This is a genomic window from Paenibacillus sp. FSL P2-0089, from assembly GCF_038595095.1.
GTDB lineage: Bacteria > Bacillota > Bacilli > Paenibacillales > Paenibacillaceae > Paenibacillus_AQ > Paenibacillus_AQ silagei.
Map to the genome: position 1 here is coordinate 3,128,583 of NZ_CP152006.1, position 13,746 is coordinate 3,142,328.

At 51.9% G+C, this 13,746-nt stretch carries 11 protein-coding genes; 9 read left to right on the forward strand and 2 right to left on the reverse strand.

The window, feature by feature from the left end; genetic code table 11:
- Window positions 1–4 precede the first annotated feature (4 nt).
- Window positions 5–712: a hypothetical protein gene (locus NST69_RS12830; RefSeq protein ID WP_342549491.1), complete on the reverse strand. Its 708-nt coding sequence runs from the start codon at window positions 710–712 to the stop codon at window positions 5–7.
- Between the two features lie 614 nt (window positions 713–1,326).
- Between NST69_RS12830 and NST69_RS12835 the strand changes: the two genes are divergently transcribed.
- The 8 genes from NST69_RS12835 (at window position 1,327) to NST69_RS12870 (ending at window position 10,858) form a co-directional block, all read left to right on the forward strand.
- Window positions 1,327–2,283, forward strand: a complete 957-nt coding sequence (locus NST69_RS12835; RefSeq protein ID WP_342550170.1) for a DMT family transporter — start codon at window positions 1,327–1,329, stop codon at window positions 2,281–2,283.
- Window positions 2,284–2,569: 286 nt separating this feature from the next.
- On the forward strand, window positions 2,570–3,406 hold the full coding sequence (locus NST69_RS12840) for a PRD domain-containing protein (RefSeq protein WP_342549492.1): 837 nt from the start codon (window positions 2,570–2,572) through the stop codon (window positions 3,404–3,406).
- 109 nt (window positions 3,407–3,515) lie between these two features.
- On the forward strand, window positions 3,516–5,414 hold the full coding sequence (locus NST69_RS12845; RefSeq protein WP_339313994.1) for a beta-glucoside-specific PTS transporter subunit IIABC: 1,899 nt from the start codon (window positions 3,516–3,518) through the stop codon (window positions 5,412–5,414).
- Between the two features lie 34 nt (window positions 5,415–5,448).
- Window positions 5,449–6,924, forward strand: coding sequence for a 6-phospho-beta-glucosidase (locus NST69_RS12850; protein ID WP_342549493.1), 1,476 nt, complete (start codon window positions 5,449–5,451; stop codon window positions 6,922–6,924).
- A gap of 102 nt (window positions 6,925–7,026) precedes the next feature.
- Window positions 7,027–7,350 carry a hypothetical protein gene (locus NST69_RS12855; RefSeq protein ID WP_339256254.1) on the forward strand — a complete coding sequence of 108 codons (324 nt, stop codon included), beginning with the start codon at window positions 7,027–7,029 and terminating at the stop codon, window positions 7,348–7,350.
- A gap of 194 nt (window positions 7,351–7,544) precedes the next feature.
- A complete protein-coding gene (locus tag NST69_RS12860) occupies window positions 7,545–7,844 on the forward strand; it encodes an iron-sulfur cluster assembly accessory protein (protein WP_342549494.1) in 300 nt (99 codons plus the stop codon).
- 319 nt (window positions 7,845–8,163) lie between these two features.
- The gene (locus NST69_RS12865) at window positions 8,164–9,078 is read left to right on the forward strand and encodes an Rpn family recombination-promoting nuclease/putative transposase (RefSeq protein ID WP_342549495.1); all 915 of its coding nucleotides are present in this window, start codon (window positions 8,164–8,166) and stop codon (window positions 9,076–9,078) included.
- A 193-nt stretch (window positions 9,079–9,271) separates the two neighbouring features.
- On the forward strand, window positions 9,272–10,858 hold the full coding sequence (locus NST69_RS12870; protein ID WP_342549496.1) for an ABC transporter substrate-binding protein: 1,587 nt from the start codon (window positions 9,272–9,274) through the stop codon (window positions 10,856–10,858).
- Between the two features lie 70 nt (window positions 10,859–10,928).
- On the opposite strand, the gene NST69_RS12875 is transcribed toward NST69_RS12870, so the two are convergent.
- Window positions 10,929–12,281, reverse strand: coding sequence for an FAD-binding oxidoreductase (locus NST69_RS12875; protein WP_340953325.1), 1,353 nt, complete (start codon window positions 12,279–12,281; stop codon window positions 10,929–10,931).
- A gap of 250 nt (window positions 12,282–12,531) precedes the next feature.
- Between NST69_RS12875 and NST69_RS12880 the strand changes: the two genes are divergently transcribed.
- Window positions 12,532–13,515, forward strand: coding sequence for a diaminopimelate dehydrogenase (locus NST69_RS12880; protein WP_340953324.1), 984 nt, complete (start codon window positions 12,532–12,534; stop codon window positions 13,513–13,515).
- Window positions 13,516–13,746 lie beyond the last annotated feature (231 nt).

A 13,746-nucleotide genomic window follows, 5' to 3' on the forward strand; every position in this document is an offset into this window, starting at 1 on the left:
TTCCTTACTGATAGAGTTTCGTCTGCCCGATCAGGGCGGTTAATTCCTGCATGCATGGCATTTCTTCCACATTGCTATAATCTGCGCTGCCCAGCTCGGTAATCTCCAGCAGCAGCTGATCCAGCTTCAACAGAATTTCCTCATTGGCCCCGAGGCAGCCTTTGACATAAGAGAGATATTCATTGTATAGCGCAGTTTTCTTCTGAATCAGGGAACTGGAGAACCGGCTTGACGCGTTATCGGCGCTGAATTTGGCGAACTCCGCGGCATCGAATACACTAAGCTTGTTCAGAAGCCCCCGGATATTCAGGTAGAAGAGCTTCTCAACCTCCATAATGACGGAATGAAACTTGCGGAAGCTGAGCTCAGCCGGATCGAACCTGCGGCCCAGCACCTGGAGCAGTGCGGTCTTCTTCTTCTCAATCCGCTCGATCTGGTCCAAGGCGAGGGAGATATCATCCTTCAGCACCTTCACATTCCGGTGACGGCCGAGGCCGGCAATGTAATCCTCCCGCGTCTCTAATTGCACGCTGACGGGCTTGGCAGCCGGGGGTTTGAAGAGCAAGGTGTAACTGCCGTATAGGACGACCAGCAGACTGATGATTAGCAGGGTTACTGCCGATGCCGTTTCCAGCGGGCTTCCGCCGATCTCGACACCTAGCAGGCCGGGAGATAGAACAATGACATTTAAGATTACAACTCCGGCAATCATGCCGAATAGCTTAACGGGCCCGGATCTGTTCAGGATCTACACCTCCTCCGTAGTAGTATATTTGGGGATAGCAGCTTGAATCACATGAAATGGGTTGGAATGAAGGCTATTACAGACTGCTACGTATCGAAACTTGTCAATGTTTCAAATTTTTACGATCGCGCCGGATTGAGGACGGGTCTTCACCATATGTAAGGCTCCTTTCGAATGAACTGCTGAATTGAGTTATATTTTATCATAATTTGGGAGAGGGGGGCTGTCTTTGTATTGTTCATTGGCTGGAGAATTGATTAACAAGAGGTCTATGTCCCTGAATTTCAAATTTAAAAGAATTAAGGGTTGACGCCAGCTCACTTGGCGTGTAACATATGAAGAGTCGTCAACCAGACAATACTTCATAACTCTATATTGTTCTCGTATAACCTCGCAGCCATTCAGATGTCACAGGGCGAGGGTTTCTACAGGAAGCCTACTCTTCCTAACTACGATGATAAGGACCATGAACCAGCGGTCCCTGTCCCGGAGTTAGGATTTTTTGCGTCTCTGCGGTCCTTGACCTTGACGCAGCAACATTCAGATCAGAAGATTCAGGAGGCATAACAGACATGAAAGATATGAAATATTTAATCTCCGTACTTGTAGGCGCTATGAGCTACGGCATTTTATCAACGATTGTTGTATTGGCCTACGGGCAAGGTTATAAGCTGGGAGAGGTGGTCGGCACTCAGCTCTTAACCGGCTGTATTCTCGCCTGGCTGCTTGCGTTATATACCAAACTCAGAGCGAACCGCAAGCCGCGCAGCACAGCGAACGTTACAGCGCCCGCCAAGGCGGTTCCCGCCCGGCTGACCTGGAAGCACAGACTGCTCTTGATGATGGCCGGTGCGCCAACCGTGGTTACGGGTCTGCTGTACTACCAGTCGCTCCGGTATATTCCGGCTTCGCTGGCGATTATCCTGCTGTTCCAGTTCACCTGGATCAGTGTGCTGATTCAGGCGGTAAGCAAACGTCAGCGCCCAGACAAAATCACGGTGCTGACGCTGATCCTGCTGTTCGGCGGAACCCTGCTGGCCGCAGGTATTCTGAATCAGGGAGCTGCCGAGTTTAACCTGCTGGGGCTGCTGCTGGGATTATTATCGGCAGTCAGCTATTCGATGTTCATTATCTTCAGCGGCAAAGCCGTTCCTTTGGCCCATCCGGCCTACCGGAGCGCCTGGATGGTCACTGGCGGCCTGGTGCTGCTGTGTATCCTGTTCCCGCCGACCTTCCTGTTTAACGGTATGCTATGGGGACCGCTGCTGCTGTTCGGCTTCCTGCTGGGCTTGTTCGGCGCCTTTATCCCGCCGCTGCTGTTCGCCATCGGGGTTCCGCATATCGGCGGAGGGATGGCCGGTATTCTGGGCGCCGTCGAACTGCCTGTGGCTGTCTTAATGTCCTCGTTCGTATTGCAAGAGCATGTAAGTCTTCTGCAATGGACCGGAGTGGTGCTGGTGCTGCTGGGAGTGGTATTGCCGGAGCTGTATAAGCTGCGGTGGGGTAATGCTCAGAGCGTGAGTTCGTCATCGGTCTGAGCTCAGGCGGAGAGAAGAGGAGTGTTCCCTGCGAATAGGGGGTACTCCTCTTTGCAGGTTGATAGATTATGTAAGCGCAAACATTTTTGTTGCCAAAAGTGAAATTCAGTGCTATTCTGAATTTGGGATTGTTACTGCAAAGGCAAAACCCAAAACATGGTCACGTGTTTTGGGTTTTGCCTTTCTTTATGTTAAGGGCCCTGCGGGACGCTGCAAGGAGCCTTGACCCGCCTAACATCCTGTAAGCAGTGCCAAATGAAATTCGGGGTAAAGGAGGGCAGCTTGGTTGATTATCGAGAAGATTTTCAATAACAATGCCATTATTGCCAAGGATTCAGGTAAGGATGAATTGGTTGTTATGGGACGCGGCATCGGCTTCAAGAAGAGCCCGGGCGATCCGGTGGATGTCTCTCTGATCGAGAAGACCTTTGTACTGAAGCGAAATGACGCGTCCGAGAAATTCAAGGCCTTAATGGCGGATGCCCCCGCCGAATATGTAGCCTTAAGCTATGACATTATCGAGTATGCCAAGCAGACGCTGAAGGCCCGGCTGAGCGATTATATCTATGTGACCCTGACGGATCATTTGACTCATGCGCTGAGGCTTCATGAACAGGGCATCCATAATGACAATCCGCTTCTCTGGGAGATTCAACGCTGTTATCCGAGGGAGTATGCCATCGGGCATCATGCCATGGGAATGATTGAGCAGTATACCCGTATCCGTCTGCCGGAGGATGAGGCCGGGAACATTGCACTTCATCTGATTAATGCGCAAATGAACAGCTCGGGCAGCAAGATTGCAGATCTTACCAGGCAGACCCAGCAGATTGATGACATCCTCAATATTGTTAAGTATTCCTATAACAACGAAATTGATGAGCATACCGTCAGCTACGAACGGTTCATCACCCATTTGCGTTATTTCTTCCAGCGTTCGCGCAAGCAGGAGCCGGTGGAGTCGGTGGACGATTTTCTGCTCAAGCAGGTGAGGATGAAATACAGGAAGGCGCATCACTGTGTGCTCAAAATTGAGAAGTATCTGGACCTGAAGCTCCTGGATGAAGAAATCCTGTATCTGACGATTCACATTCAGCGGGTAACGCAAAGACAAACTGAATAAAACCACTTGGATTGTTACTGGTCATGCAGGCGAAACCAAATCAGGCAGGAAGCTGCCGGGATGGTTTCGCCTTTTGCTTATCATTCATCAGGAAACGGGAGGACTTACTATGAAATATGAGGCACTAGCCAAGGATATTATCAAGCATGTCGGCGGCAAGGAGAATATCAACGGACTCAGCCATTGCGTGACTCGTCTGCGCTTCAAGCTGAAGAATGAGGCGGTCGCCAATACAGATGTGCTGAAGAACATGGACGGAATTGTAACGGTAATTCAGAGCGGCGGCCAGTATCAGGTCGTGATCGGCAATCATGTGTCTGAGGTCTATGCCCAGGTGATGACAGCGGGCGGATTGCAGGAAGGCGGATCAGAGACAGCCTCCGGTGAGAAAATGGGTCTGTTCAACAGCTTCATCGACATGATCTCCGGCGTATTCTCGCCGACCCTGGGTGTACTGGCTGCGACCGGGATGATTAAGGGCTTCACCGCCCTGTTCCTGACCGTGGGACTCCTTACCAAGGAGTCGGGGACTTACCAGATTCTGAATGCGCTCGGGGATTGCCTGTTCTATTTCTTCCCGATCTTCCTGGGGTATACCTCGGCTAAGAAATTCGGGGCCAATATCTTTATCGGGATGGCGATAGGCGCTACGCTGGTGTACCCGTCCTTTGGCACGATCACGGCGGCGGGCGAACCGCTGTACACGCTTTTTAGCGGAACGATCTTTGAATCGCCTGTGTACATTACCTTCCTGGGGATTCCGGTCATCCTGATGTCCTATACCTCCAGCGTTATTCCGATCATCATCTCGACTTATATTGGCTCCAAGCTGGAAGCCTTCTTCCGAAAAGTGACGCCGAGCGTGGTGCGTACCTTCCTCGTCCCATTCTTCACCCTGCTGGTCACCGTTCCGCTGGCGCTGATTGCAATCGGACCGGTCTCCACCTGGGCCGGACAGCTGCTGGGGCAGGGAACCTTGTTCCTCTACAACCTTAGTCCGGTTATTGAGGGGCTGCTGGTAGGCGCGTTCTGGCAGGTCTTTGTGATCTTCGGGCTGCACTGGGGTCTGGTGCCGATTGCCCTCAATAACATGGCTGTACTGAAATCCGATCCGATTCTGGCGGCTTCCTTCGGCGCTTCGTTTGCCCAGACCGGTGCTGTGCTGGCGATTATGCTGCGCACCAAGAATGCCAAGCTGAAGTCATTGTCGATTCCGGCTATTATCTCAGGGATCTTCGGAGTTACGGAGCCTGCCATTTACGGGATTACGCTGCCGCGCAAGAAGCCGTTCATCTTAAGCTGTGTCGCGGCGGCGGTCGGCGGCGGTATCGTCGGTCTGATGGGCACCAAAGGCTATATTCTCGGCGGTCTGGGGATCTTCGGTATCCCAAGCTACATTAGCCCTGACGGGATGGATAAAGGCTTCTACGGCGCGATTGCCGCCATTGTAATCAGCTTCATTCTCGGGTTCATTCTTGTCTTCTTCTCTGGGTTCAAGGATGAGGAAGCAGTGGACAGCAAGAGCGGCGGGACTGCCCGGAGCAATCTGGTGAAGCAGGAGACGGTGGGAAGTCCGCTGAAGGGCCAGATCAGAGCCTTGTCGGAGCTGACGGACGAAGCTTTTTCTACTGGCGCAATGGGCAAAGGGATAGCGATTGAACCGCTGGAAGGCAAGGTGTACTCTCCCGTTGACGGGGTACTGACCACCTTATTCGCCTCCGGCCATGCGATCGGCATCACCAGTGATAACGGGGTCGATATTCTGATTCATGTCGGGAAGGACACGGTCAAATTGAAGGGCAAACACTTCACCCCCCGGGCCAAGCAAGGAGATACCGTCACCAAAGGCCAGCTGCTCATGGAGTTCGACGTTGCCGCGATCAGAGAGGCGGGCTATACGCTGACTACGCCTGTGATCATCTCCAATTCCGGTGAGTATCTCGACGTTATTGAGACGGACCAGAAGAGCGTCGATTACCGGGAGAATCTGCTGACTGTCATGATCTAAACGTTATCCTAATTCAATCTCAGGAGGAACGAATATGAATAAGAACGTGAATGTAAGTGTGAACAACAGAAGTTTTCCGGCAAATTTCCTGTGGGGCGGGGCAACGGCTGCGAATCAGCTCGAAGGCGGGTTCGATGCGGGAGGCAAGGGGTTAAGCACAGCAGATGTCATGACCGCGGGAACGCATACGGTCTCCCGGAGAATTACTCCGGTGCTGGAAGCCGGGGCTAATTATCCGAGTCATGAAGCGGTTGATTTCTATCACCGGTACGAAGAGGATATCGCGCTGTTCGCCGAGATGGGCTTCAAGGTGTTCCGCATGTCCATCGCCTGGTCGCGAATCTTCCCGAACGGGGATGATGCCATGCCAAGTGAAGAAGGGCTGCAGTTCTATGACCGGGTGTTTGCCGAGCTGGCCAAGCACGGGATCGAACCGCTGGTGACGATCTCGCATTATGAAGCACCTTACCATCTGGCTGAAGCTTATAACGGATGGGCGGACCGCAGAATGATCGATTTCTACATCCGTTACTGCGAGGTGATCTTTAACCGCTACAAGCACAGCGTGAAGTATTGGCTGACCTTCAATGAGATCAACATCCTCACGATGCCGTTCGGGACATTCATGACCGGGGCGATGAAGCCGGAGGGTAATGCCGAGTTGACTGCGTCTGCGCAAACCGACAATGAGCAGCTAAGATACCAGGCGCTCCATCACCAGTTCATCGCCAGTGCCAGAGCCGTGAAGCTGGGACATGAGATTCATAAGGATTTTCAGATCGGCTGTATGATTGCCTACATGTGCTCTTACCCGCTGACCTGTAATCCCGAGGATGTACTGCTGGCCCAGCAAAAGGATAATCTGAGTAATTTCCTCTGCTCCGATGTTCAGGTGAGAGGCACTTATCCGGGCTTCGCGCTGCGATACTTCCAGGAGAAGCAGATTGAGCTGCAGATGGAGGCAGGTGACGGGCAGATACTTAAGGAAGGCTGTGTGGACTTCTACACCTTCAGCTACTATTCGTCCACCTGCGTGAGTGCAGCCCCGGATCAGGAGTCGGTTGGCGGCAATATGTCGCTGGGTCTGAAGAACCCGTATTTGCAGGCAAGCGCGTGGGAATGGCAGATTGACCCGCAAGGCCTGCGGTGGTCCCTGAATAATATCTACAACCGTTACGGACTGCCGATGATGGTGGTGGAGAACGGCCTTGGCGCAGTGGATACCTTAGAAGCAGATGGTTCAATTAAGGACAATTACCGGATCGAATATCTGCGGGAGCATGTCCGGGCGATGGGTGAGGCGCTGGCTGACGGCGTGGATTTGATCGGATACACCTCCTGGGGCTGCATCGATCTGGTCAGTGCAGGCACCGGAGAGATGAAGAAGCGCTACGGCTTCATCTATGTGGATAAGGATAACGAAGGCAAGGGTACTCTGGACCGCTCCCGCAAAGACAGCTTTTTCTGGTATCAAAGGGTAATCGCCAGTAATGGAGCTGAGTTGGAGTAATCCGCGTCTGCCGTCAGCTCACTTTTACAAATATCTGTCTGCTGTTTCAGTCTGTCATCCCTACGGTATATGATTATTAACAACCATTAAAGGGGATTTCCTATGATCATAAAAGGGATCGAGAACATGGACGGCGGCAATATAATGAGCCAGATTCAGCAAGGCGGCAAATTCGTGATCTACACGTATTGCTTCTCTGTTGTCCTGATGACGTTCAGACGTAGCTCGGGCATCTACTTTATCAAGGCGGGCGAGGGCTCCGTCAAAAAAGGCTTGAAGTACACCCTGCTGACGTTCCTAGTGGGCTGGTGGGGGATTCCCTGGGGGCCGATCTATTCCATCGGCGCGTTTATCACCAACTTCAAGGGCGGCAAGGATGTCACGAATGAAGTGTTAGCCGCCCTGTCGAACCAGAACGCTTCATAATAGAAGTACACATATGAGAAGCTGTCCCGCAAGCCGTGAAATATGGCTGGTTGGGACAGCTTTTTATTTTAAGAAGAGGTAGTCATCCGTGGTATCTTCACCGGAATAACCACTTAATTATCTATAGCACCTTATAATATGTTATAATGAATTTCTGATTTCATACTACTAAGCAGAATAGAGGTCGCCAAAGGATGAAAGTAAAAATTAACCGCAATGCAGCTAAGGTTCTAAAAGATATGCTGAACAGCCCGGATGCGGAAGGCAAGAAAATCCGCGTGGTCATCACCCAGAATCACGGAGATCACGGACACTATGATGTAGCGCTGGATACACCTACTGAGCACGATGAAGTGGTTGCTACAGATAAGGATATCGAGATTCTGCTGGATACCCGCGAACCGCTGCTCGACGGCGTCTGGATTCAGTATTTCTATGTCCCGCAGGAAGGCTTCTTCATCACCAATCCGTCTACCGGATTCCTGGAGAAATAAGCAGCAGATCACTATCATCTGTGTTGCCTTAGGGGCGGCACTGTCTGATTCAGCCTCACCCGGCTGTTCAGATGGTGCCGTTTTTTTGTTGTTAGATTTTCGGGAGATCCTGGAGGATGTGCAACCATGCTGCTCCATACAAGCGTGGTTAAAACAGAAAATATTTAGGTGGATATTTTCTTATATTGAGGTGGAGGTTTAAGAATGAAAGCATGAAGCTATGGAGCAGGGTAAGCACATTTAAATACGAATGTATGTTCCTTTTATTATATACATTTCCTGAATGATGGAATATAATTACATGCAAGAAGTCTGACACTTGATCCGGGAGGCGATAGAGATTTCTATACCGCATGATGAGGCTTTTAAAAAGCTACTGGAAAATTTTTACCAGGAATTCATTGAGCTGTTCTTTCCCGAGTTGGGCGCTATGCTCGACTATAGTGAAACCCGGTTTCTGATGCAGGAATTGCTGGTGGATATTGTCGGCGAGGAGGCGCGGGAGCTGGATCTGTTGTTGGAGACCCGCTACAAAGGGCTGGACGGTTACATTCTGATTCACCTGGAGCCGCAATCGTACAAGGATCATGAATTTCGTGACCGGATGTTTATTTATTTCAGCCGTTTATTCGAGCGTTACCGGAAAGACCATAAGCTGATCATCCCTATTGCGATCTTTACCTCGGATGAGATCAGGGAGGAACAGGACACGCTGGAGATGTCCATCCCGGAACATAACATTCTGCGCTTCCAGTTTCTTAAGGTGGAGCTGCGCAAGCAGAACTGGCGGCGGTTCATCGATTCAGATAATGCGGTGGCTGCTGCGTTATTGGCGAAGATGGGGTATACTACAAGAGAAGCGAGAGAAGTGCGCCGGGAATTCCTGCGGATGTTCATTAAGCTGAAGGCTCGGCTGGATCAGGGCCGATTGGCGCTGATTATGTCAGTAGCGGATCTGTACTTCAAGCCGGACCGGGCACAGGATGAGGAGATTCTAAGAGAATTAATTAATGAATACTCGGAGGAGGGAGGATTAATCATGGAACTCATGCCAGCCTGGAAGCGTTGGGGTTATGAAGAGGGCATAGCGGAAGGCATGGAGAAAGGCAAAGCAGAAGGAAAAGAAGAAGGCAAAGCAGAGACGATTCGTAAGCTGCTGCTCCACGGATTTTCTCCCGAGGCGGTATCCGAAGCCGTTGAATTGCCGCTAGATGAGATTAAGAAGCTGATGTGAATACAGACCCGGGCGTATGTTGCTCGGGTCCTTTTTTCTTATGGGCTATCTTACAGGAATATTATGTTATCCCGCCCTAAAAGTCGTTGCAAAAGTATGCATTATCGTTGAATGCCTATATTAGCGGGGCGAGTATTTTTTATTATACTGTTCTTGTAAGCGATTACACACATATAGCTGGGGGGAAATTCTAGTGAATAAGAAAAAAGCAATGACACTGATGTCCAGTATCCTGATGGTCTCTCTGCTTAGCGCGTGCGGAGGCGGCAACGGCAATGCCGGAGGGAACGCAGCGGAGCCGAAGGCCTCAGCTGCAGCAACGGAAGCTGCCGGAACCAATCAGCCCGCCGCAGATTCCGGCACTGTGGATACATCCCAGCCTGTTACCTTGAAGATGATCTTCGTAGGTCCGAAGCCGGTTGATTATGATCAGGTATTTGGGGAGATCAATAAGAAGCTCAAGGAGAAAATAAACGCTACACTGGAAGCCGAATTCCTGGACTGGTCCGACTGGGCGCAGAAATATCCGCTTAAGCTGGCGGCTAACGAGGACTTCGATCTGATCTATGCCGCCAACTGGGCAGGCTATAACGATCAGGCACTCAAGGGCGGGTTCCTGGAGCTGACGAACGAGCTGCTGGAGAAATATGCTCCGATGACCTGGAAGGCGATGCCTGAGGTAGCCTGGGGTCAGGCGAAGGTGAACGGCAAGCTGTATATGGTGCCTCAGAACCGTGGCGAAACCGTGGAGAAGCTGATTCTGTACCGCGAAGACCTGCGCAAGAAATATAACCTGCCGGAGATCAACAGCCCGGAGGCGTACGCCAACTATCTCAAGACTATATCCGGTAAAGAGAAGGGGGTTACCCCATTCGTACCGGAGACCGGAGACTGGAAGCTGCATAATCTGGACCGGATCCTGCTCAAACAGCAGAACGAATGGAATCTGTTCGACCTCGATCTGCCGATGGGCTTCAAGCTGGATGATCCGGCCGGCAAGGTATTCAACTTATATGAGACTCCTGAATTCAAGGAGCTTGTCTACTATTATAAAGATCTGGCCGAGAACAACGCCTGGTCGAAGAGCGCACTGAACAGCAAGCTGGATCATCAGCAGGAATTCAAGGCAGGCAAGGCAGCTTCCATCACCCACAATCTGGGTACGCTTGGCGCCTTGATGACCGATATGCGGGAGAAGAACTCCCCGTATGAGCTGGCTCTGGCCGATATTAACCCGGATAAGAAAAAATCCGTTGCCGTCTCTACCCAGAACGGTGTAGCGATTCACTCCACCTCCAAGCAGCCGGAACGTGCGCTGATGATGATTGATCTGCTCCAGAACGATAAGGAACTGCATGATCTGATCATGAACGGCATTAGTGCTGTACACTATAATCCGGTCGGCGAAGATAAATTCACGAACGCCGAGAAGAATGCCAACTACACCGGCTTCTCCAACTGGGGCTTCAACTCCCCGCTGAACCGGGATAATGCTTCCTTCCCTGATGAAGCGAACGCCCTGACTGACAAATGGGAAGGTGAAGTGTATCACTATCCGCTGGAGACCTTCGTCTTCGACAACAGCAAGGTGAAGACCGAAGTGGCCAATGTCGGCAATGTCATGCTGCAATACGGCATTCCGCTGGAATACGGAACGGTGAAGGATGTAGACGCGGGTCTGGCCAAGCTCCAGCAGCAGGTTAAGGCAGCCGGTATCGACACCATCATCGCAGAGGTTCAGCGTCAGATTGATGAATTCCTGGCGAACTCAGGCCAGTAAGCCAAGCATAGCATAGCTTCAAAAAAATGAGCAGGGTCGGCAAACGCCTCCTGCTCGTTTTTATTCGAACTCAGCTCTTGATGCGGGCTGGCGGGATACTCTGCGGATTGTTGAACACATTCCCGGGATCATATTTCGCCTTGACTCTGCGCAATCTGGCATAGTTCGTTCCATAATAGACCGGGCCGGAATGCTTGATGCCCTGGTCAGGCACGTTGATGTAGCTTCCCACGATGAACGGCTGCAGCTTGCGGCGGGTGTTGCGGACGTAGAATATATTTTTGGCGGCATCCGATTTCTTGATCCATGAGCTGTTCCACTCCACGTAGAATTTGGCCTTTCGCCAGTAGAAGGCAGTAGATTTAGGAGATTTACGGCTTACAGCCCCACCCCAGTTGAGGAAAAAGAACCCGGCGTCTTTCCCCTCCACCTTCTCCAGGAACTCACGCATCGGCTTGAATGCCTGATCCGGGAACGGTTTCCTTGCGAAGGCGCTGGAGAACTGGTTGCTGAAGCGCTGAGTCTGTACCGGATCGGGAGCTAACAAGAAGCTGACCACTTGCGGATAAGGCAGGGAACGGATCGTTTGGATCGTAGGGGTTCCTACATTTGTAATGGGCTTCAAGAGGCGGACAGCCTCAGCCTTAGATCCGAGGAATAGTCCCAGCATGCTGACATTTCCGCCTTTTTTGGGACCGATGGATAATTCGCTGCCCAGTCTGGTATTCACAGAGGGAGCCCAGCGCTGCCAGGTCTTAAGGACCTTCTCGAACTGGCCCCAGGGCCAGGTGATGCGGAATACCGTTGCTGTGGCAGGAGCCGGGCGTACTTTGAATTTGTAACGGGTGCACACGCCGAAATTGCCTCCGCCGCCGCCACGGGAAGCCCAGAGCAGATCGGCATTACTTTTCTTATTCGCAATAATAATTCTGCCCTTGGCATCGACCATTTCAAGCTCCACCAGATTATCGCTGACGAGCCCAAGGGTACGCTGAAGCGGGCCGATGCCGCCGCCCAGTGTAATGCCGCCGATTCCCACGGTAGGACTGTCCCCGAAAGGCGCCATATACCCCTTCCGGGCAAGCGTATGGGCGATTCTCCCCACTGTATTTCCGGCTCCGACGACGGCTGTCCCCGTTTTTTTGTTTAGCTTGATGCTGTTCATTTCACTGACATCAATGACGATTCCGCCGTTCACCTGGGACAGATTGACCTCCAGCGCATGTCTGCCGCCTCTGGGCCGGATGGGAATCCGGTGCTCGTTGGCCCATTTGATAGCATTGGCTACATCCTGAGTCTTCTGGGCGAACACGAATACTTTGGGGAATCGGTCGGTATGCGGGTCCCAATTTTTGCGCGCGGCCTCATAACCCGGATCACCTTTGTAGATGACGCGTCCGGTAAGCTTCGTTGCTGAGTTCACTGGTTTCCAGCTCCTTTTGAGCTAATATTGGCATACATGGAAATGGCTTTGACTAGGTTAATGTATGCAGGGCGTTAGTCTATGGCGTGGGCATAGTTGAAATTCATTGTGGAGAGCTTTCTGGGAACGGGACAATAATCTGGCGGTGCGGCTGTACAACTTAATATTTACATTTCGTGTAATGTATATATACTTAACTTTTGAAGGATTCATATCTCCGGGTTAACCGGCAAGGGAGGATATTACAGACATGAGATCAACCATTAGAGTAGGCATCGTCGGATACGGAAATTTGGGTAAAGGGGTACAGCAGGCCATTGAGCAGAACTCCGATATGGAGCTGGTAGCCATATTCACCCGCAGAGATCCGCAGCAGCTGACAGACATCACAGGAACGCGCACCGAGCACATCTCAGCCGCCGAGCAGTACATAGGCAAGATTGATGTAATGATTCTGTGCGGCGGTTCCGCAACAGATCTGCCGGAGCAGACTCCGCAGCTGGCCCGGTTATTCAATACGGTGGACAGCTTTGACACTCATGCCAAAATCCCTGATTTCTTCGCTGCGGTGGACAAGTCTGCCCGCGAAGGCGGCAGCGTAAGTGTGATCTCCACCGGCTGGGACCCGGGCATGTTCTCTATGAACCGGCTGCTGATGCAGTCCATCCTGCCGGTAGGCGAAGATTATACGTTCTGGGGTACAGGAGTCAGCCAGGGGCATTCAGATGCGATCCGCCGGGTTCCCGGTGTCAAGGCAGGCGTGCAATATACCGTGCCGGTCCAGGAGGTTATTGACAGCATTCGCGGAGGCGAGACCCCGCAGCTGTCCACCCGCGAGAAGCACCGCCGGGAATGCTACGTAGTGGCTGAAGCAGGAGCTGACCGCGATGCCATTACCCGGACGATTGTGGAGATGCCGAACTATTTCGCCGATTACGACACAACGGTTCAATTCATTACGGACGAGGAGCTTGCTGCTGAGCATTCAGGGATGCCGCATGGCGGCTTCGTCATCCGCAGCGGAGTGACCGGAGGAGGAAGCAAGCAGATCGCCGAATTCGGGCTGAAGCTGGACAGCAACCCGGAATTCACCGCCAGCGTCCTGGCTGCCTATGCCCGTGCTGCTGTGCGTCTGAAGCAGGAAGGCCAGACAGGAGCTAAGACGGTATTCGACATTCCGCTCGGCCACCTGTCCCCAAGATCGGCAGAAGAACTGCGGCGCGAGCTGCTGTAGGTTACAATGAGCGGGATAAATCCCGTTGGTGAGGCCGAGTACGGCTGAGGGAGAGTAATGAGGAGCACAAGTGGATCTGAATTCGCCATTCGTACGCGTAAGACCAACCGAGTGCGTTCAGCCTAATTATTAGCGAGCACACAGGATCACCAACCATTCATTTTCTAAACCTAAAGAAGAGGTGTCCCCAGCCGAATGGCTCAGGGACACCTCTTCTTGTATCAATTAGTC

Coding starts and splice junctions, on each gene's coding strand:
- NST69_RS12830 (WP_342549491.1), bottom strand. CDS start 712: ATGATTGCCGGAGTTGTAATCTTAAATGTCATTGTTCTATCTCCCGGC.
- NST69_RS12835 (WP_342550170.1), top strand. CDS start 1,327: ATGAAATATTTAATCTCCGTACTTGTAGGCGCTATGAGCTACGGCATT.
- NST69_RS12845 (WP_339313994.1), top strand. CDS start 3,516: ATGAAATATGAGGCACTAGCCAAGGATATTATCAAGCATGTCGGCGGC.
- NST69_RS12850 (WP_342549493.1), top strand. CDS start 5,449: ATGAATAAGAACGTGAATGTAAGTGTGAACAACAGAAGTTTTCCGGCA.
- NST69_RS12855 (WP_339256254.1), top strand. CDS start 7,027: ATGATCATAAAAGGGATCGAGAACATGGACGGCGGCAATATAATGAGC.
- NST69_RS12860 (WP_342549494.1), top strand. CDS start 7,545: ATGAAAGTAAAAATTAACCGCAATGCAGCTAAGGTTCTAAAAGATATG.
- NST69_RS12880 (WP_340953324.1), top strand. CDS start 12,532: ATGAGATCAACCATTAGAGTAGGCATCGTCGGATACGGAAATTTGGGT.